The 17,850-nt window shown below is 71.0% G+C and carries 16 protein-coding genes; 7 read left to right on the top strand and 9 right to left on the bottom strand.

Annotation, left to right across the window (positions count from 1 at the left end; translation table 11 throughout):
- Positions 1-206 precede the first annotated feature (206 nt).
- On the bottom strand, positions 207-2,648 hold the full coding sequence (locus ACOZ38_RS03725) for a GcvT family protein (RefSeq protein ID WP_424528802.1): 2,442 nt from the start codon (positions 2,646-2,648) through the stop codon (positions 207-209).
- A gap of 71 nt (positions 2,649-2,719) precedes the next feature.
- On the opposite strand from ACOZ38_RS03725, the gene ACOZ38_RS03720 reads away from it, so the two are divergent.
- Positions 2,720-3,709 carry a phosphotransferase gene (locus ACOZ38_RS03720; RefSeq protein WP_405143938.1) on the top strand — a complete coding sequence of 330 codons (990 nt, stop codon included), beginning with the start codon at positions 2,720-2,722 and terminating at the stop codon, positions 3,707-3,709.
- A gap of 61 nt (positions 3,710-3,770) precedes the next feature.
- Positions 3,771-5,330: an amino acid permease gene (locus ACOZ38_RS03715; protein WP_424528801.1), complete on the top strand. Its 1,560-nt coding sequence runs from the start codon at positions 3,771-3,773 to the stop codon at positions 5,328-5,330.
- A gap of 50 nt (positions 5,331-5,380) precedes the next feature.
- On the opposite strand, the gene lipB is transcribed toward ACOZ38_RS03715, so the two are convergent.
- Complete coding sequence (gene lipB / locus ACOZ38_RS03710; RefSeq protein WP_424528800.1) at positions 5,381-6,034, bottom strand: lipoyl(octanoyl) transferase LipB; 654 nt, start codon at positions 6,032-6,034, stop codon at positions 5,381-5,383.
- 52 nt (positions 6,035-6,086) lie between these two features.
- The gene (locus tag ACOZ38_RS03705) at positions 6,087-6,278 is read right to left on the bottom strand and encodes a PspC domain-containing protein (RefSeq protein WP_424528799.1); all 192 of its coding nucleotides are present in this window, start codon (positions 6,276-6,278) and stop codon (positions 6,087-6,089) included.
- Positions 6,279-6,435: 157 nt separating this feature from the next.
- On the opposite strand from ACOZ38_RS03705, the gene ACOZ38_RS03700 reads away from it, so the two are divergent.
- Positions 6,436-7,014, top strand: coding sequence for a hypothetical protein (locus tag ACOZ38_RS03700; RefSeq protein ID WP_405143934.1), 579 nt, complete (start codon positions 6,436-6,438; stop codon positions 7,012-7,014).
- Here ACOZ38_RS03700 and ACOZ38_RS03695 read toward each other — a convergent pair.
- On the bottom strand, positions 6,971-8,008 hold the full coding sequence (locus ACOZ38_RS03695; protein WP_424528798.1) for a lysylphosphatidylglycerol synthase transmembrane domain-containing protein: 1,038 nt from the start codon (positions 8,006-8,008) through the stop codon (positions 6,971-6,973). The genes ACOZ38_RS03700 and ACOZ38_RS03695 overlap by 44 nt on opposite strands.
- Before the next feature lie 352 nt (positions 8,009-8,360).
- On the opposite strand from ACOZ38_RS03695, the gene ACOZ38_RS03690 reads away from it, so the two are divergent.
- Together ACOZ38_RS03690 and ACOZ38_RS03685 are read left to right on the top strand one after the other, a co-directional pair.
- Positions 8,361-8,972, top strand: coding sequence for a TetR family transcriptional regulator (locus ACOZ38_RS03690; RefSeq protein ID WP_424528797.1), 612 nt, complete (start codon positions 8,361-8,363; stop codon positions 8,970-8,972).
- A gap of 64 nt (positions 8,973-9,036) precedes the next feature.
- Complete coding sequence (locus ACOZ38_RS03685) at positions 9,037-11,640, top strand: ATP-dependent helicase C-terminal domain-containing protein (protein WP_424528796.1); 2,604 nt, start codon at positions 9,037-9,039, stop codon at positions 11,638-11,640.
- Positions 11,641-11,658: 18 nt separating this feature from the next.
- Here ACOZ38_RS03685 and ACOZ38_RS03680 read toward each other — a convergent pair whose 3' ends face one another.
- The 5 genes from ACOZ38_RS03680 to ACOZ38_RS03660 form a co-directional block, all read right to left on the bottom strand.
- Positions 11,659-12,528: an aldehyde dehydrogenase family protein gene (locus ACOZ38_RS03680; protein ID WP_424528795.1), complete on the bottom strand. Its 870-nt coding sequence runs from the start codon at positions 12,526-12,528 to the stop codon at positions 11,659-11,661.
- The gene (locus ACOZ38_RS03675) at positions 12,521-12,730 is read right to left on the bottom strand and encodes a hypothetical protein (RefSeq protein WP_405143928.1); all 210 of its coding nucleotides are present in this window, start codon (positions 12,728-12,730) and stop codon (positions 12,521-12,523) included. The genes ACOZ38_RS03680 and ACOZ38_RS03675 overlap by 8 nt, the downstream gene beginning before the upstream one ends.
- Complete coding sequence (locus ACOZ38_RS03670) at positions 12,723-14,153, bottom strand: aldehyde dehydrogenase family protein (protein WP_424528794.1); 1,431 nt, start codon at positions 14,151-14,153, stop codon at positions 12,723-12,725. Before ACOZ38_RS03670 ends, ACOZ38_RS03675 begins: the two co-directional genes overlap by 8 nt.
- Positions 14,154-14,163: 10 nt before the next feature.
- Positions 14,164-15,183, bottom strand: a complete 1,020-nt coding sequence (deoC, locus tag ACOZ38_RS03665) for a deoxyribose-phosphate aldolase (protein ID WP_424528793.1) — start codon at positions 15,181-15,183, stop codon at positions 14,164-14,166.
- 91 nt (positions 15,184-15,274) lie between these two features.
- The gene (locus tag ACOZ38_RS03660) at positions 15,275-16,477 is read right to left on the bottom strand and encodes a cytochrome P450 (protein WP_424528792.1); all 1,203 of its coding nucleotides are present in this window, start codon (positions 16,475-16,477) and stop codon (positions 15,275-15,277) included.
- Positions 16,478-16,602: 125 nt separating this feature from the next.
- Between ACOZ38_RS03660 and ACOZ38_RS03655 the strand changes: the two genes are divergently transcribed.
- Positions 16,603-17,253: a TetR/AcrR family transcriptional regulator gene (locus tag ACOZ38_RS03655; protein WP_424528791.1), complete on the top strand. Its 651-nt coding sequence runs from the start codon at positions 16,603-16,605 to the stop codon at positions 17,251-17,253.
- Between the two features lie 106 nt (positions 17,254-17,359).
- Entirely contained in the window at positions 17,360-17,527 is a 168-nt protein-coding gene (locus tag ACOZ38_RS03650) for a hypothetical protein (protein WP_405143921.1), read from the top strand.
- Positions 17,528-17,850 lie beyond the last annotated feature (323 nt).

The raw sequence follows: 17,850 nt of genomic DNA, 5'->3' as shown, positions 1-17,850 counted from the left end.
CCTCGGGCTCGGGTGCTGTTCCGCCTGACGATTTCCCTCCTGGTTCCGGCTCCGCGGTGCCCGGCTCCCCCGTGGAGGTGCCCCGCGCAGTCAAGAGGACCGCGTAGTTCTATGCGCGTTCCAGGCACGCCTCAACCCTGCTTCACCGGAACTGTCGAACCGGTGTAAGCCCAGCCGGGGACCACTGTCCGCGCCCCGGGATGCTCCTAGGAGCCGGGGAGGCGGCGGACCCGCTTGTTGCTCGGGTCGTAGAGCGGCTCGCCGGCGATCTCGGCGGCGACCCACCCGCCGTTGACGCCGACCTCCACCCGGCCCGTGAACTCGGCGCTCTCACTTCCGGCACTTCCGGGCTCGCCGACCGGCAGGTACGCGTACGCGATCGAGCGGTCGACGCGGTGCCCGTACCCTCCGCTGGTCACCCGGGACGCGGGGACGCCTCCGACCCGCACGGGCTCCCCGCCGAGGCAGATCTGCCTGGGGTCGGCGAGCACCAGGCAGCGCAGCGCGTACCGCGGCGCGCCCAGCGCGTCACGGCCGAGGAACTCCTTGTCCCCCTGGACGGCGAAGCCCAGGCCCGCCTCGATGGGCGTCGTCTCCGGGGTGATGTCGAGCCCCCAGACCCGGTAGCCCTTCTCCAGCCGCAGCGAGTCCAGCGCCCGGTAGCCCGCGGGGCGCATGCCGTGCGGCAGGCCGGCCTCCATCAGGGTGTCCCACAAGGTGAGCCCGTACTCGGAGGGACAGTAGAGCTCCCACCCGAACTCCCCGGCGAAGGTGACACGCTGGGCGAGCACCGGCACGAGCCCGGCGCTGATCTCCCGCGCCCGCATGTAGCCGAAGGTCAGGTCGTCGCCGGTCAGCTCGCCGAGGATGTCGAGCGCCTTGGGCCCCCACAGGCAGTAGCACGCGTACGCCGAGGTGACGTCCCGCACATCCAGCCCGTGGCGGCGCAGCCAGGCGGCGTCGTGCACGCCGAAGGCCGTCCCCGTGACCATGCGGAACCGGTCGCCGGCCAGCCGGGTCACGGTCACGTCGGCCTCGATGCCCCCGCGCTCGTTCAGCATCTGGGTGTAGACCACCGAGCCGATGGGACGGTCGAGATCGTTGGCGCAGAGGCGCTGGAGGCCGGCCAGCCCGGTGATCTCCAGCTTGGAGAACGACGTCTGGTCGAACAGCCCGGCGGCGTCGCGGGTCGCCAGGCACTCGGCCCGGATCGCGGGCGACCAGAACCTCCCGGCCCATCCGGCGGGCCGGAACTCCTCCCCCGATTCCCCGGAGGCGTCCGGGGCGAACCAGTTGACCCGCTCCCAGCCCGCCTTCTCGCCGAACTCGGCGCCGAGCTCGACGTGCCGCGCCCAGGCGGGCGAGCGGCGCAGTGGGCGAGCGGCCGTACGCTCCTCGCCCGGGTACACCACGTCGTAGTACTTGCTGTAGGAGTCCAGTGCCTTGGCACGCGCCCACCGGGAGCCCCGCGCGTGAGAACCGAACCTGCGGATGTCCATGCCGAAGACGTCGTACTCCGGCGAGCCGTCGACGATCCACTCGGCCATGACCTTGCCGACGCCGCCCGCGGCGGCGAGCCCGTGGACGCAGAACCCGGCCGCGACCCACAGCCCGGCCACGGCGGTCTCCCCGAGCAGGAACTCCCCGTCGGGGGTGAACGCCTCGGGCCCGTGGACGACCTTGGCGAAGGCGGCGGCGTCCTGGCCGTCGCCGGTCTCCATGCGGGCGAGGTCAGGAAGCCGCCGGCCCGCCGACTCCCACGATTCACGAAATTTCGGCATATTGGGCTGGAAGAGCGTGCGCGGCTCGGCCAGCGGCGTCGCCGCCTCCCAGACCTCCGGGGTCCGGATGTAGCCGCCGACGAGGATGCCGCCGCCTTCCTCCCGGAAGTACACGATGTTGTCGGGATCGCGCACGGTCGGCGTCGTCGCCGGCACCCCGAACGGCCGCGTCACGACGTACTGGTGCTTGATCGGCACGATGGGGACGTCGACCCCCGCCATCCGCCCGACCTTCCCCGCCGCCGCGCCCGCCGCGTTGACCACGGTCTCGGTGGCGATGACCTGCTCGCCGACCTGGACGCCGCGCACCCGCCCGTCCCGGACGTCCAGCCCGGTCACCTGGACGCCGGTCACGATGCGCACGCCGAGCTTCTCCGCGCCGGCCGCGAGGGCCCGCGCGAGGCTCGCCGGGTCGAGCCAGCCGTCGCCGGGCAGCCACAGGGCCGCGCGCACGTCGCCGACCTCCATCAGTGGCAGCAGGTCGCGCGCTTCGGCCGCCGACAGGATGTCCATGTCGAGCCCGTACGTCTCGGCGGCGCCGGCCTGGCGGAGCAGTTCCTCCTGCCGCTCGGCGGTGGTGGCGAGCCGCAGGCCGCCCGCGCCGTGCCAGCCGGGGTCGAGGCCGGTCAGGTCCCTGAGCTCGGGATACAGCCCGGCCGAGTACATGATCATGCGGGTCTGGGTGACGGTGGACCTGAGCTGACCGACGAACCCGGCCGAGTGCCAGGTGGTGCCCTCCGTCAGCTCGTGCTGTTCGAGCAGGATGACGTCGGTCCAGCCGAGCCGTGCCAGGTGGTAGGCGACACTGCAGCCGGCGACGCCGCCACCGACCACCACGGCCTGCGCCTCGGCGGGAAGTTTCACCATCGGTACCCCCGTGTAACACCCAACCCGCAGAATCGGATCAATGGTCTGAAGGTAGACCAAAGGAGGCCCGCGTGCCAGATGTCCTCAGCTCGGCACTCGAACTCGTCACGGCCTGGGCCGGCCGACCGGTCACCCATACCCAGATCAAGGGCGGTCTGAGCCACCGAATCGTCCGGCTGGACACCGAGGCGGGCGATCGCTGGCTGCTGCGCATCCTCGACCCCGGCGTCTCGGCCGCCGGGCTGGGCATCCCCCTCGACCTGGAGATCGTCAACACCGTCAGGGCCGCCCAGGCTGGCGTCGGCGCCGAGGTGCTGCTCCGCCTCCCCGGCGCGGTGCTGCTCGAGTACATCGACGGGCCGACGCTCGACGCCGCGGCCGTACGGGACCCCGCGATGACCGCCGGCATCGCCGAGGCCTGCCGCCGCCTGCACGCGGGGCCGCGCTTCGCGACCGACTTCTCGATCTTCCGCAAGCTGGACGAACTGCTGGCGCTCTGCCGCGCCCACGCGCTGAAGATCCCCGCCGGTTTCGAGGACTGGCTGCCGGTCGTGGCCGAGATCGAGGCCGCCCTCGCCGTACGCCGGCCGCCGGCCGTGCCATGCCACAACGACCTGCTGCCGGAGAACTTCATCTTCGACGGCTCGGCTGTGCGCATCGTCGACTACCAGCTCTCGGGCAACAACGACCCGGCGTTCGAGCTGGGAGACATCGCGGCCGAGGCCGATTATGACCAAGAAATGGTCAAGCGGTTGACGCGCGCCTACTTCGGGGACGAGGATCCCGCGGCAAGAGTCCAGCTTTATCTGATCATGTCCAACTTCACCTGGACGTTGTGGTTCAGCGTCCACCACGGCCTGCTCGCCGAGCAGGCCGCTGCCGCCGACTTCGACTACGACGCCGAAGCGGCCGACAAGTTCGCGCAGGCCGTACGGGACCTCAACGATCCCGGGCTCGGGCTGCTCATCGACGACGTCCGAGGCCGGCGACGGCCCCGTGACCCCGATCCGCGCATCCCCTCACCTCCGACCGCGCCGTCTCCGCCGTTCCCACCGGCCTGACGCGCAGCCACCCCCGCACCACCCGCGGAACCGCACCACCCGCGCCACGCAAGGAGGCCTGATGGCCCAGCAGTCCTACCTCGACGACGATGCCGAACGCCTGGCCGAACTCGGATACAAGCAAGAACTCTCCCGAAGCTGGAGCGGCTTCTCCAACTTCGCGATCTCGTTCTCGATCATCTCGATCCTCGCCGGCTGCTTCACGACGTTCGGCCAGGCCTGGAACAATGGCGGGCCCATCGCCATCTCCATCGGCTGGCCGCTGATCTCGGTATTCATCCTCATCATCGGCTTGTGCATGTCCGAGCTGGTGTCCGCCTACCCGACGGCGGGCGGCATCTACTGGTGGGCGGCCAAGCTGGGCAAGCCCATCCACGGATGGTTCACCGGCTGGCTCAACCTCATCGGGCTCATCGCGGTCACCGCCTCCGTGGACTACGGCTGCGCGACCTTCCTCAACATCACCATCGGCAGGTTCAGCGACGGCTGGGCGCAGGGCGACCCGCTGCGGCAGACGTTCCTGCTGTTCGCGATCGTGCTCGTGCTCCACGCGCTGATCAACATCTTCAGCCACCGGCTGATCTCGATCCTGCAGAACATCTCGGTGTGGTGGCACGTGTTCGGCGCGGCGGCGGTCGTGCTGATCCTGATCTTCGGCCCGTCGAAGCACCAGAACGTGGGCTTCCTGTTCGAGCAGTTCAACAACTCCGGCTTCGGCTCCAGCTCGTCAGGCCCGACGTTCTGGCTGTATGTGCTGCCGCTCGGCTTCCTGCTCACGCAGTACACGATCACCGGCTTCGACGCCTGCGCGCACGTGTCGGAGGAGACCCAGGGCGCGGCCATGAGCGCGGCCAAGGGGCTCTGGAAGTCGATCTTCTACTCGGCGATCGGCGGCTGGGTGCTGCTCCTGGCCTTCCTGTTCGCGGCGACCGACGTCGACGCCGTCAACAAGGAGGGCGGCTTCGTCGGCGCGATCTTCACCTCGTCGCTGACGCCTGGCCTGGCCACCGTGATCTTCGGCATCTCCACGATCGGGCAGTTCTTCTGCGGCATGAGCTGCGTGACGTCGATGTCCCGCATGACCTACGCGTTCTCCCGCGACGGTGCCGTCCCCGGCTGGCGGCTCTGGTCGCGCGTGGACAAGAACAAGACCCCGGTCAACGCGATCATCGCCGGCTGCGTCGCGGCCCTGCTGATCACGGTCCCCGCCCTGTACGCCCCGGAGGGCACCACGACTCCCGTGGCGTTCCTCGCCGTCGTCTCGATCGCGGTGATCGGGCTCTACCTGGCGTTCCTCATCCCGATCTGGCTGCGCCTGCGCATGGGCGCCGCGTTCCGTCCGGGGCCGTGGACGCTGGGCGGCAAGTACAAGGTGATGGGCTGGATCGCGGTGATCGAGATCGTCGTCATCTCGATCTACTTCATCCTGCCCGTCGTCCCGGCCGGCGCGCCGTGGAGCGAGGACTTCACCTGGACCTCGGTCAACTACGCGCCGCTCGCGGTGGGCGCCGTGCTGATCGGCATCGCCCTGTGGTGGGTGCTGTCCGCCCGGCACTGGTTCACCGGGCCCCGCCGCAATGTCGAGGAGGTCCCGCTGGGCGACTCCGAGCCCGCCGCCTGAGCTACTGCCCTACGGCTCGCGCCTCGCGGGCGCGAGCCGTACTCGGCGCCTCAGGACGCCTCGAACACCTCGGAGACCACCCGGCGGACCTGCTCGGAGGACGGCGGCTCGGCCAGCTCGCGCGCCAGCGAGGTCATGTCGACCTCCGGCATGCCGCACGGCACGGCGTGGTGCCAGGGGTCGAGATCGCCGTCGACGTTCAGCGCGAAGCCGTGACTGGTGACGCCCCGGCCGGCCCGCATGCCGATCGAGACGATCTTCCGGCCCGTGTCGCGCGTCCAGACCCCCGTGAGCAGCTCGGAGCCCTGCGGGGTCTCGCGGCGCTCGGCCGGGAGTCCGAGCTTCTCCAGCGCCTCGACCAGCCGGAGCTCCACCTCGCGGACGTAGTCGACGACCCCCTCGTCGGCGCGCAACTGGACGATCAGGTATCCCACGAGCTGCCCCGGCCCGTGGTAGGTCAGCTGGCCCCCTCGGCCCGTGGGGACGACGGGGATGCCGTACGAGGGGTCGGGAAGGTGCTCTGCGGCGGTTCTCTTCCCCACCGTGAAGACCTGCGGGTGGCTGAGCAGCCACAATGTGTCCGGCTGATCGTCACGCTGTCGCGCGCCGACCAGCTCGGTCATGCGGTCCATGGCCTTCTCGTAGTCGACCAGGTCGTCCTGGATCAGGGCCAGTGGCCGTGCACGTACGGTTCGCTCGCTCACATCTCCGAGCATACGTCCTACGAATAGACGTTTACGGCACGGCCGGAGCGGATCACCACTGGCCGGCGCGGGCGGGAGCCTTCGGGATCAAGGCCCACATGATCAGATAGATGATGAACTGCGGTCCAGGAAGGATGCAGGAGAGAACGAACAGCAGGCGCACCATGGTGGGCGCCCAGCCCCACTTCTCCGCGATGCCACCACAGACACCCGCGATCATCCTGTGCTCTCTTGACCGGTACATAGCGACTCCTCCCCCGTTTCGATTCACCCTGCCCAACGATCGTGTCCCCTGCCCCGTTCCTGGAAAGTCATTCGTCCCCCATTCCGCGGTGTGGGGCACGCATTCAACCGGTCCCCAAAGCCTTTAGGGTGGCAATCCCCTGACACTGGAGAGCAAAGTGGATTTCCCGACCCTGCAGGCACAGCGGCGCCTGCTCGTGCGCCAGAAGATCACCATGATGGTGAACCGTTATGTGGTCCATCTGGAGCAGCCCGACGGGTCGGAAGGTCCGATGGTCGCCTTCGCCGAGCAGAAGCGGATGGCGTTCAAGGAGCAGGTCACGCTCTACACCGACGACTCCAGGCAGTTCGTGCTGGCCGGGTTCAAGGCGCGCAAGGTGCTCGACCTGGGCAGTGGATACGACGTCCTGGACCACGCCGGCCAGCCGATCGGCTTCTTCAAGAAGGAGTTCGCCGCGTCGCTGATCCGGTCGACGTGGCACTTCCAGCAGCCCGGCATGCCGACCTTCACGGGCCAGGAGCGCAACGTCTTCGTCAGCCTGCTGCGCCGGTTCGTCGACTCGCTGTCGTGGCTGCCCTACCACTTCGACTTCGGCGTGGGCGCCCAGATCGCCTTCTCGGTCGACCGCAAGTGGGGGCTGCGCGACCGCTACATCGTGGACATCCAGGACCCGCGACTCGACCGGCGCCTGATCATCGCGATGGCGGTCGCTCTCGACGCCCTCCAGTCGCGATGACGTTGAGCAGCAACCAGGCACTCCATCCGACGATGAGCACGGCCCAGTAGGAGATCAGGCGGTAGATCGCCACAACGGCGGCCGCGGCCACCCCCGTCATCCCCGCGCTGACGAAGGTCGCGGCCATCCCGATCTCGGCGATGCCGAGCCCGCCCGGCACGAGCGCCAGCACCCCCGCCGCCTTGGCCGCGACGTAGCCGAGCAGCACCGTGTGCGGGCCGACGGAGACTCCCGTGGCGGCGCACACGGCCGCCAGGCAGGCCAGGTCGAGCAGCCAGTTCAGCAGCGCGAGGCCGGGCAGCACCAGGCGGTCGCGCCGGGTGAGCGTGATGGCCGCCCGCGCGCCGCGCAGCTGGGCCATCACAGCGCCCGTACGGCCGCCGCGGCCGGAGAGCCACCGGACCGGCGTCCTCGGCCGGAACCACAGCAGCGCACCGAGGCCGAGACCCGCCGCGACGAAGACCCACAGCGCCGTGATCCGCGTAGCGGGCTCGGCCAGCAGCGCCACGGCGCCGAGCGCGACGAAGGTCATCGTGGAGAACACCGCGCTGAGCAGCAGGGTCGCGGCGATCAGCGGGGTGGTCGCCCCGAGACGGCGGAGCTGTCGTGTCGTGTACGCCACGCTGAGCACCTGGCCGCCGGGCAGGGAGTTCGACACGGCGTTGCGCGCGTAGGTGACCGCGACGGCGCGCGGCAGCGTGAGCTGGGCGCCGCCCGCGACCAGCAGGTGCCGGATCAGCCGGGCGAAGGCCCGCATGGAGGACGCCTCGGCCACGACGGCGACGATCAGCCAGCCGGGGTGCGCGGAGGCGATGAGCTTCCAGACCTCGGCCGGGCTCGGCAGCCGGTCGCGGAACAGGACGACCACGCAGACCACGGCCGCGACGACGAGCAGCCGTACGACCGCCCGGCGGCCCGCGCCGGGTTTGCCGTCACTGGGCGGGGTGGGCACCGCCGGGATCTGGGCCGGTGCCACCGTACTCTGACACGCCATCATCGCCTCCTCGTGAGGATCATGACGTTGATCAGCGGGCCGGACGATTGCCAGATCGCGACAGATGCCCGGCCCGTTGTTTCCGGTTTCCCGCAACGGCACAGCGGTCGGCCGGCCGGTGCCCGGGAAAGGTGCGGTCAACTCGACAGCAGCTATCAGATGGTAGCGGCTGCCGTTTGGCGTGGTGCGACCGGCTCGGCGGAACCGCGCCGTACGGGCACGGCGAGCAGGACGAGGCCGAGGACGGCCTCCGATGATGCATCTTATTTCACCACCTGTTGACTTCATCGATGTTGAGTTCAACATAGATGAATTCACCATGGTTGAATAGAGCCCGACGGGAAGGGGCGCGATGACCGACGAAAGAGCCAGGTCAGGCGGGGGCAGGCGTCCCGGGTCCACCCAGACCAGGGAGGCGATCCTGCTCGCCGCGACGGAGGCCTTCACCCAGAAGGGCTTCTCCGCCACCACGATCCGGGGCGTCGCCCGCGCCGCCGAGGTCGACCCGGCCCTGGTCATCCACTTCTTCGGCACCAAGGACGGCCTGTTCGAAGCGGCCATCCGCGGGCACGGCATGCCCCTGCGCCAGATCTCGGAGGTGGTCGGCGGCGATCCCGACCGGCTCGGCGAGCGGCTGGCCCGGCGCTACCTGTCGCTCTGGGAGGACCCCGCGACCGGCGCCTGGCTGCACGCGATCCTGCACGCGGTCTCGGCCTCCGAGACGGCCTCGGCCATGCTGAAGGAGTTCATGACCGAGGAAGTGCTCCGCCCCATCGCCAAGGACCTCGGCATGGACAACGCCGAGACCCGCGCCATCCTCGCCGGCTCCCACCTGATCGGCATCGGGCTGACCCGATATGTGCTCAGGGTCGAGGCGATCGCCTCACTCCCGGCGGACACGGTCGTCGCCGCCGTCGGGCCCACGCTCCAGCACTACTTCACCGGCGATCTCCAGCTCGGCTGAGCCATGCCGCACACCGAAAAGGACGGGCACGAGGTGCATTCCACGACCCCGGCAGGCGATGACCATGCCTGTGGATGACGCGCGGGCGGGCGCGCTTCCCGTACGGCACGCCCTGCCGGAGCTCCGCGCGGCGCTGGACAAGGGCGGCGCCGCCGTCCTCACCGCCCCTCCCGGCACGGGCAAGACCACCCTCGTCCCGCTCGTCCTGGCAGGCCTGGACTCGGGCGGCCCCGCGCGGCGCGTGATCGTGGCCGAGCCCCGGCGCATCGCCACCCGCGCGGCGGCCAGGCGCATGGCGTGGATGCTCAGGTCCGAGGTCGGCGAGGAGGTCGGCTTCACCATCAGGGGCGAGCACAGGCCCGGACGCCACGTTCAGGTCATGACGACCGGCGTGCTGCTCCAGCGGCTCCAGCGCGATCCCGAGCTGGAAGGGGTCGACGCCGTGCTGCTCGACGAGTGCCACGAGCGGCACCTGGACGCCGACACCGCGCTCGCATTCCTGTTGGACGTCCGCGCGACCCTCCGGCCCGACCTGCGGCTCGTCGCCACCTCGGCCACCGCGGACGCCGCCCCCTGGGCCCGGCTCCTCGGAGACGCCCCCGTGGTGCACGCCTCCGGCACCACCCACCCGGTCGAGATCGTGTGGGCGCCTCCCACCCGGCCCGTCGCCCCGCCGCACGGCATGCGCGTCGACCCCGCGCTGCTCGCCCACGTCGCCGGGGTCGTACGCCGCGCCCTGGCCGAGCGGGCCGGTGACGTGCTGTGCTTCCTGCCGGGCGTGGGAGAGATCGCCCGAGTGGCCGGTGCGCTGGCCGATCTGCCGGAGGCCGACGTCCTGCAGGTCCACGGCAGGGCCGACACGCTCGACGCGGTGCTGTCGGCCGGCCCGCGCAGGCGGGTGATCCTCGCGACCTCGGTGGCCGAGTCGAGCCTCACCGTCCCCGGGGTGCGGGTGGTGGTCGACGCCGGGCTGGCGCGCGAGCCGCGCACCGACCAGGGCCGGGGGCTCGGGTCGCTGACGACCGTGCGGGTGTCGAGGGCGTCCGCCGGCCAGCGGGCCGGGCGCGCGGGGCGCGAGGCCCCCGGCACCGTCTACCGGTGCTGGACGGCCGCCGAGCACGAGCGGCTGCCCGACCACGCCCAGCCCGAGATCGCCCTTGCCGACCTCACGGGCTTCGCCCTCCAGGCCGCCTGCTGGGGTACGCCCGACGCCTCCGCGCTCGCGCTGCTCGACCGGCCACCCGCCGCCTCCATGGCCGTGGCCGGCCGCACGCTGCACGCGCTCGGCGCACTGGAGAACGGCCGCGTGACCGAGCGCGGACGCCGCATGGCCGGCATCGGCGTCCACCCCCGGCTCGCCCGGGCGCTGCTCGACGGCCCCCCGGCGGCGGCCGAGGTGGTCGCCCTGCTGTCGGAGGAGCTTCCCCGCTCCGCCCCCGACGACCTCGTGGCGGTGTGGCGCGAGGCCCGCCGCGGTGGCTCGCGCGACTGGCGAAAGGAGACCCGCCGCCTCACCCAGGCCGTACGCGCGGACGTCCCCGGCGGGAGCGGCACCTCTCCGGCACGTCCCGGCGGGGGCGGCACGTCTCAGGCACGGCCAGGCGGGGGCGGCACGTCTCAGGCACGGCCAGGCGGGGGCGGCACGTCTCAGGCACGGCCAGGCGGGGGCGGCACGTCTCAGGCACGGCCAGGCGGGGGCGGCACGTCTCAGGCACGGCCAGGCGGCACCGACGACGCGGTGGCCGGGCTGGTCGTGGCGCTGGCCTACCCCGAGCGGGTGGCGCGCCGCCGTTCCGGCGGCTACCTCATGGTCTCGGGCACTGCGGCGACGCTGCCCCGCGACTCGCGGCTGGCCTCGGCCGAGTGGCTGGCCATCGCGGTCGCCGACCGGCCGGCCGGCGCCGCCTCCGCCCGGGTGCGCCAGGCCGTGGTGATCGACGAGGACGTCGCCATGGCGGCCGCCGGGCCGTTCCACCAGGTGGAGGACGAGATCGGCTGGGAGGGCGACGTCGTCGCGCGGCGGGTCGAACGCCTCGGAGCCGTCGAGCTGTCCTCGGTACCACTGCGGGACGCCGACGTCAGTGACGCGATCGTGTCCGGCCTGCGCAAGGAGGGGCTGTCCCTGCTCCGCTGGACGCCGGAGGCCGTGGCGGTGCGCGAGCGCATGGCGTTCTGCCACCGGGTGCTGGGCGAGCCCTGGCCGGACGTCTCGGACGAGGGCCTGCTCGCCGCCGCCGGCACGTGGCTCGACCTGTCCCGCCTGCGCCGCCGCTCCGACCTGGCCAGGGTGGACGTCGCCTCGGCCCTCAGGCGGCTCCTGACGTGGCGGCTCAGGCTGGACGAGGTGGCCCCTGAGCGGGTCACGGTGCCCACCGGGTCACGGATCAGGGTGGACTACTCCGGCGACCAGCCGGTCCTGGCGGCCAAGCTCCAGGAGCTGTTCGGCTGGGAGGCGACGCCCCGCGTCGCCGGGGTGCCGCTGGTGATCCACCTGCTGTCCCCCGCGGGAAGGCCCGCGGCCGTCACCGCCGACCTGGCGTCCTTCTGGCGTGAGGGCTACCGCGCGGTGCGCGCCGAGCTGCGCGGCAGGTACCCGAAGCATCCCTGGCCGGAGGACCCCCTCGCCGCGGCCCCCACCCGCGGGACCAACCGGCGCAAGCCAGGGTGATCCCGCGAGCGGGCGCGGTCAGATGCCGATCGGGTGCCAGACCGTCTTGGTCTCCAGGAAGGCGGTCATCCGGCCGGTGCCGGGGTCGGCGAGCCAGTCGGTCTTCCCCGACGGGCGCAGGACGCGCTTGAGGTTCTCGGCGGCGTCCTGCTCGCAGGCCACGGCCAGCTCCCCGGTGCAGCCCGTCAGGTCGACGGCGTTGACGTCCATGTGGGACGACAGCCACGGCGCGAGCTCGGCGGCCCTGCCCGTGAGCAGGTTCACGACGCCGCCCGGCAGGTCGGAGGTGGCCAGCACCTCGGCCAGGGTGATCGACGGGAGCGGCGCGCGCTCCGAGGCCACCACCACGCAGGTGTTGCCCGTGACGATCACCGGGGCGATCACCGAGATCAGGCCGAGCAGCGGCGCCTCCGGCGGAGCCACGACGGCCACGACGCCGGTCGGTTCCGGGGTCGACAGGTTGAAGTACGGCCCGGCGACCGGGTTCGCCGCTCCCCGGACCGCTCCGATCTTGTCGGACCAGCCCGCGTACCAGACCAGCCGGTCGACGGCCGCGTCCACCAGCTCGCCGGCCTTGCGCGCCGACACCCCGTCGGCGTCGACCAGCTCGGACACGAACTGCGCCCGGCGCCCCTCCAGCATCTCGGCGACGCGGTAGAGGATCTGCCCGCGGTTGTACGCCGTGGCGCCCGACCAGCCGGGGAACGCCTTGCGCGCGGCCGACACCGCGTCACGGGCGTCCTTGCGCGAGGCCTTGGAGGCGTTGGCGAGGAAGTCGCCCTTGGAGGAGGTCACCACGTAGGACCTTCCGCTCTCCGAACGCGGGAACGCCCCGCCGATGTACAGCTTGTACGTCTTGCGTACGGCGAGCCTGCTGGGCTCAGTCATCGCCTCTCCAGGTCATCTCTTCAGGCGAGAGCCGTACCGGCACGAACACCTGGCAGCACCGGCTCACCCCGCAGCGGTGGGCGAACCAGCCCTGGCGGGCGGTCGAGTTCGTACGGCCGGCCCGCCCGTAGGCGTGCCCGCGGGTGATCTGCGCGCGCCGGGACCGGCGGCGCCTCAGGCGGTGCTCGCAGGGCTCAGACATCGAGATACGCCTCCAGTCCATGCCGGCCGCCCTCACGGCCGTATCCGGACTCCTTGTAGCCGCCGAACGGCGACGTGGGGTCGAAGCGGTTGAAGGTGTTGGCCCAGACGACCCCGGCGCGGAGCTTGTCGGCCATCCACAAGATCCTGGACCCCTTCTCGGTCCACACCCCCGCCGACAGACCGAACGGGCTGTTGTTGGCCTTCTCCACCGCCTCGGCCGGAGTACGGAACGTCAGAACCGACAACACCGGGCCGAAGATCTCCTCACGGGCGATCCGGTGCGACTGCGCCACCCCGGTGAACACCGTCGGCGGGAACCAGAACCCCTTGTCCGGAATCGGACACGAAGGAGACCAGCGCTCGGCACCCTCCCGCTCCCCCGCCTCGCTCAACGACCTGATCTTCGCCAGCTGCGCAGCCGAGTTGATCGCCCCGATATCGGTGTTCTTATCCAGCGGGTCACCGAGGCGCAGCGACGACAGACGCCGCTTGAGCGCCTCCAGCAACTCGCCCTCGATCGACTCCTGCACCAGCAACCGCGAACCCGCGCAGCACACATGCCCCTGATTGAAGAAAATGCCGGTGACGATGCCCTCCACCGCCTGGTCGAGCGCGGCGTCGTCGAACACGATGTTCGCGGCCTTGCCCCCCAGCTCCAAGGTCAGCTTCTTGCCCGACCCGGCGACCGAACGGGCGATCAGCCGCCCGACCTCGGTGGACCCGGTGAAGGCGACCTTGTTGACGTCCGGGTGGTTCACCAGCGCCTGGCCGGTGGCCCCCGCGCCCGTCACGATGTTCACCACACCCGGCGGCAGATCGGCCTGCCGGCAGATCTCGGCGAACGCCAGCGCGGTCAGCGGCGTGGTCTCGGCCGGCTTGAGCACCACGGTGTTCCCACACGCCAAAGCAGGAGCGATCTTCCAGGCCAGCATCAGCAACGGGAAGTTCCACGGGATGACCTGAGCGGCCACCCCCAACGGCCTAGGGTCGCCCCCGAGGCCGGCGTGGCCGAGCTTGTCGGCCCACCCGGCGTAGTAGAAGAAATGCGCCGCCACCAAAGGAAGATCGACATCACGCGACTCGCGGATCGGCTTACCGTTGTCCAAAGACTCCAGCACCGCCAGCTCGCGTGACCGCTCCTGGATGATCCGGGCGATCCGGAACAGGTACTTGGCGCGCTCACGGCCGGGGAGCTGGCTCCACACCGACTCATACGCCTTGCGCGCCGCCGACACAGCCCGGTCGACGTCGGCCTCGCTCGCCAGCGAGAACTCCGAGAGCACCTCTTCGCTCGCCGGATTGATGGTCTTGTCGCGCTCATCGCCCAGGGAGTCGACCCACTCGCCGTTGACGAACAGCCCATACGAGGGCCGGATGTCGACAACGTCGCGTGACTCGGGCGCCGGTGCGTATTCGAACATGGGGCCCGCCTCAGTCAAGGGTGAAGTAGTCAGGACCGGCATAACGCCCGGTCGCCATCTTCTGACGCTGCATCAGCAGATCGTTCAGCACACTGGAGGCGCCCAGCCGGAACCAGCCGGGGTCCAGCCAGTCGGGCCCGGCGGTCTCATTCACCAGCACCAGGTACTTGATGGCGTCCTTGGTGGTGCGGATCCCGCCGGCGGGCTTGACGCCCACCATCCGCCCGGTCTGCGCGCGGAAGTCCCGCACCGCCTCCAGCATCACCAGCGTCACCGGCAACGTGGCCGCCGGGGACACCTTGCCGGTGGAGGTCTTGATGAAATCGGCCCCCGCCAGCATCGCCAGCCAGGACGCCCGCCGCACGTTGTCGTACGTCGCCAGCTCACCGGTCTCCAAAATGACCTTCAGGTGAGCATCGCCCTTACCCGCGGCGCTCTCGCCGCGGGCGCAGGCGGCCTTGATGGCGACGATCTCCTCGAAGATCTTCCGGTAGTCCCCCGACAGGAACGCCCCGCGGTCGATCACCATGTCGATCTCGTCGGCGCCCGCCTCGACCGCCAGCGCCGTGTCCTCCACCTTGACCGCCAGGGAGGATCTGCCGCTGGGGAAGGCGGTCGCGACGCTCGCCACCCGCACCCCCGAACGCCCCAGCGCCCGCACCGCCTCGGCCACCAGATCGGGATACACGCACACGGCCGCCACCCTCGGAACCGAAGGATCGCCCGGATCGGGCCGGACCGCCTTGGCGCACATCGCCCGCACCTTGCCCGGGGTGTCCGCCCCCTCCAGCGTGGTGAGGTCGACCATGGAAATGGCCAGGTCAATGGCCTGCGCCTTGGCGGTCGTCTTGATGGAACGGGTGCCCAGCATCGCGGCGCGCTGATCGGCACCCACCCGATCGACACCCGGCAGGCCATGCAGAAATGCTCGCAGGGTCGCGTTCGATGACGCGATCTCCGCGAGCGAAGTCGTCAGTGTTGACACCTCACCAGCATCGCCGACCAGCGTGATTGTTCCAAACTGGGCCATCGCCCAGACTGTCTACGACATTTCAGCAAATGTCGCCACAGCCACCTGCCCGGTCCCGCGCCGGGAGGTGGCTCGTCCGCTGAGGCGCGCCTCACCAGGCCACGGGCAGGGACTCCACGCCGTAGACCACCGAGAACGACCGGAAGGGAACCTCCTCGACCGGCACGGCGAGCCGCAGCCCGGGGAACCGGCGAAGGAGCGCGGGGAAGGCGATGCGCATCTCCATGCGGGCCAGGGGCGCTCCCAGGCAGTGGTGGATGCCGTGCCCGAAGGCGAGGTGGGGGCCCGCGTCGCGGGAGGGGTCGAACCGGTCGAGATCGTCGCCGAGCGAGGGGTCGCGGTTGGCCGCGGGAATCGAGCAGACCAGCGTCTCGCCCGCCTTGATCTGCTGGCCGGACAGCACGACGTCCTCCTTGGCGGTGCGCGGGACCACGGTGTGCACGATCGACAGGAAGCGCAGCAGCTCCTCCACCATCTGGTCGACCTCTTCACCGTCGCGCATCGCGGCGAGCTGGTCGGGGTTGAGGAGCAGCAGCAGCGTGCCGAGGCCCAGCATGTTGGATGTGGTCTCGTGGCCGGCGAGCAGCAGCAGGTCGGACACGCCGACCAGCTCGGCGTCGCTGATCGCGTCGCCGTGCTCGCGCACCAGCATGCCGATCATGTCGTCGCCGGGGTTCGCCCGCTGCCGCGCCACGAGCTCGCCCATGTAGGCCTGGGACTCCGCCAGCGCCGCCGCCCTGGCCGAAAGATCGAGGAAGACGTTCAGCCGGGCGTTGCTGCGGCGCTGGAACCCCTCCCGGTCGGCGTACGGCACGCCGAGCAGCTCGCAGATCACCAGCGAGGGGATCGGCAGCGCGAACGACTTCACGAGGTCGGCCGGGGAGCCGGCGTCCTCCATCGCCTGGAGGTGCTCGGCCACGATGGCCTCGATGCGCGGCTGGAGCCTGCGCATGCGCCGCATGGTGAACTCCGGCGTGAGAAGGCGGCGGAGCCTGGTGTGGTCGGGCGGGTCGTAGCCGATGAGCACCCCCGAGACCACCCGCGGGGTCTCCGGCGTGTGACCCTCGGTGTCCGGCGCGGGCACGCCGAAGGGGGCCCGCATCCTGTTGCTGAACCGCGTGGCGTCTCCGAGCACCTCGCGCACGTCCTCGTACCGCGTGAGGAGCCAGGCGCTCTGCCCGAAGAAGAGCTCGACGCGGCTGACCGGCTCGTCGGCGCGCAGCCGGGCCAGCTCGGGAATGGGATCGAAGCGGTCTCGCCTGATGTGGGTCGGCGCGAGGGGAGTCTCGGTCATCGCCCGGTTCCTTCCATGAGAGTGGGTGCTGGCGGCCGTGCCTGTACGCGTGTTTCACTCTGGGTAACCGTGGCCATGACTCTAGCACAAGTGATAGTTGACTATCACCTGTTAGGCTTTCCTGGATGAGCCCTACCAGCAGGCCGCCCCTCCGAGCCGACGCGGCGCGCAACGCCGAGCGGCTCGTGCGCGCGGCCCGCAGAGCCTTCGCCGAGTCGGGCATCGACGTCCCGCTGGACGAGGTGGCCAGGCAGGCGGGCGTGGGCGTCGCCACCCTCTACCGGCGCTTCCCCAGCAAGGAAGAGCTCATCCAGGCCGTGCTGGAGTCCTGCTACGCCGAGCGGGTCGAGCCCGCGATCAGCAGGGCCCTCTCCGATGAGGACCCCTGGCGCGGCATGGTCACCGTGCTCGAAGCGGCCCTCGGGCTGGCCGCCGAGGAGTTCGGCATCCTGCAGGCCGCCCGCGACCCCGCAGCGCTCACCTCCGGCCTCGAATCCCGGTTCTTCGCCGCCCTCGCCACCCTGGTCGAGCGCGCCCAGGAGGCCGGGCTCGTACGTGCCGACCTGCATCGCGACGACCTGCCCCGGCTCGTCTTCATGCTGGTGAGCACGCTGAGGGTGGCCGAGCGCCCCGCCACCGGCTGGTGGCGCTACCTGGCGCTCCTGCTCGACTCCCTGCGCCCCGGCGCGGCCCACCCCCTACCCCCCGACACCGGCCTGAGGCGGCGATCCGCACGGGCGTCTAGGGCACAATGCGGGGGTCCTAGGGAGTCCTAGGCCGCAGGACCACCGGGAGATAAGGCATCCGCCCGATGTGGGGGTGGGCGCCTTAGCCGGATTCTTGAGGTATCAGAAAAAAAGCGACCTCAAGGAGACGCCGAAAATGGCTCCCGAGATTCACTACCAGCTCATCGCCAGCCGAGTGGCCGAACTACACGAGGAGGCCAGCAACCACCGCCGCGCCCGCGAGGCCGTGGACGGCAGGAAGGTACGGGAGAGCAGCCCGCAGCGGCGCCTGCGCGCGGCCTTCGGCAAGCTCCGCACCTCGTGATCGCCCAGATCACGGTTCGCGCCGCCGGCCGCACCCGCGGAACCGAACGCGCGAACCCCTGGAGCCCCGGACGACCCCGGTCCTGGCGGGCGACTCCCCGGATCACGGGGAACGCCCGGGCCAGGCGGGGAAGCCCAGGACACGCCCATCCAGGACACGAGAAACCCAGGGTGGTGATGCCCGGCCGGATCCTCCCTCCCGGCCGGGCTTCTCAGCCCCCGTAGCCGGAACCCGCCCGGACGTACCGGGGTTCCGCGCCGCAGACCAGAGCACTTCCTGAGCGGCCTCACAACCCGCTTCAGCCGACGGATAAATAAGGCGAA

It is taken from the genome of Sphaerisporangium viridialbum (assembly GCF_049674955.1).
Lineage (GTDB): Bacteria > Actinomycetota > Actinomycetes > Streptosporangiales > Streptosporangiaceae > Sphaerisporangium > Sphaerisporangium viridialbum.
The sequence above is the reverse complement of the archived record's forward strand: the minus strand, read 5'-3'. Positions and strand labels throughout refer to the sequence as shown.

What these genes read in the sequence shown, in the direction of transcription:
- ACOZ38_RS03725 (WP_424528802.1), bottom strand. Translation starts at nt 2,648, where the DNA reads ATGGTGAAACTTCCCGCCGAGGCGCAGGCCGTGGTGGTCGGTGGCGGC.
- ACOZ38_RS03715 (WP_424528801.1), top strand. Translation starts at nt 3,771, where the DNA reads ATGGCCCAGCAGTCCTACCTCGACGACGATGCCGAACGCCTGGCCGAA.
- ACOZ38_RS03705 (WP_424528799.1), bottom strand. Translation starts at nt 6,278, where the DNA reads ATGTACCGGTCAAGAGAGCACAGGATGATCGCGGGTGTCTGTGGTGGC.
- ACOZ38_RS03695 (WP_424528798.1), bottom strand. Translation starts at nt 8,008, where the DNA reads ATGGCGTGTCAGAGTACGGTGGCACCGGCCCAGATCCCGGCGGTGCCC.
- ACOZ38_RS03690 (WP_424528797.1), top strand. Translation starts at nt 8,361, where the DNA reads ATGACCGACGAAAGAGCCAGGTCAGGCGGGGGCAGGCGTCCCGGGTCC.
- ACOZ38_RS03685 (WP_424528796.1), top strand. Translation starts at nt 9,037, where the DNA reads ATGCCTGTGGATGACGCGCGGGCGGGCGCGCTTCCCGTACGGCACGCC.
- ACOZ38_RS03680 (WP_424528795.1), bottom strand. Translation starts at nt 12,528, where the DNA reads ATGACTGAGCCCAGCAGGCTCGCCGTACGCAAGACGTACAAGCTGTAC.
- ACOZ38_RS03675 (WP_405143928.1), bottom strand. Translation starts at nt 12,730, where the DNA reads ATGTCTGAGCCCTGCGAGCACCGCCTGAGGCGCCGCCGGTCCCGGCGC.
- ACOZ38_RS03670 (WP_424528794.1), bottom strand. Translation starts at nt 14,153, where the DNA reads ATGTTCGAATACGCACCGGCGCCCGAGTCACGCGACGTTGTCGACATC.
- deoC (WP_424528793.1), bottom strand. Translation starts at nt 15,183, where the DNA reads ATGGCCCAGTTTGGAACAATCACGCTGGTCGGCGATGCTGGTGAGGTG.
- ACOZ38_RS03660 (WP_424528792.1), bottom strand. Translation starts at nt 16,477, where the DNA reads ATGACCGAGACTCCCCTCGCGCCGACCCACATCAGGCGAGACCGCTTC.
- ACOZ38_RS03655 (WP_424528791.1), top strand. Translation starts at nt 16,603, where the DNA reads ATGAGCCCTACCAGCAGGCCGCCCCTCCGAGCCGACGCGGCGCGCAAC.
- ACOZ38_RS03650 (WP_405143921.1), top strand. Translation starts at nt 17,360, where the DNA reads ATGGCTCCCGAGATTCACTACCAGCTCATCGCCAGCCGAGTGGCCGAA.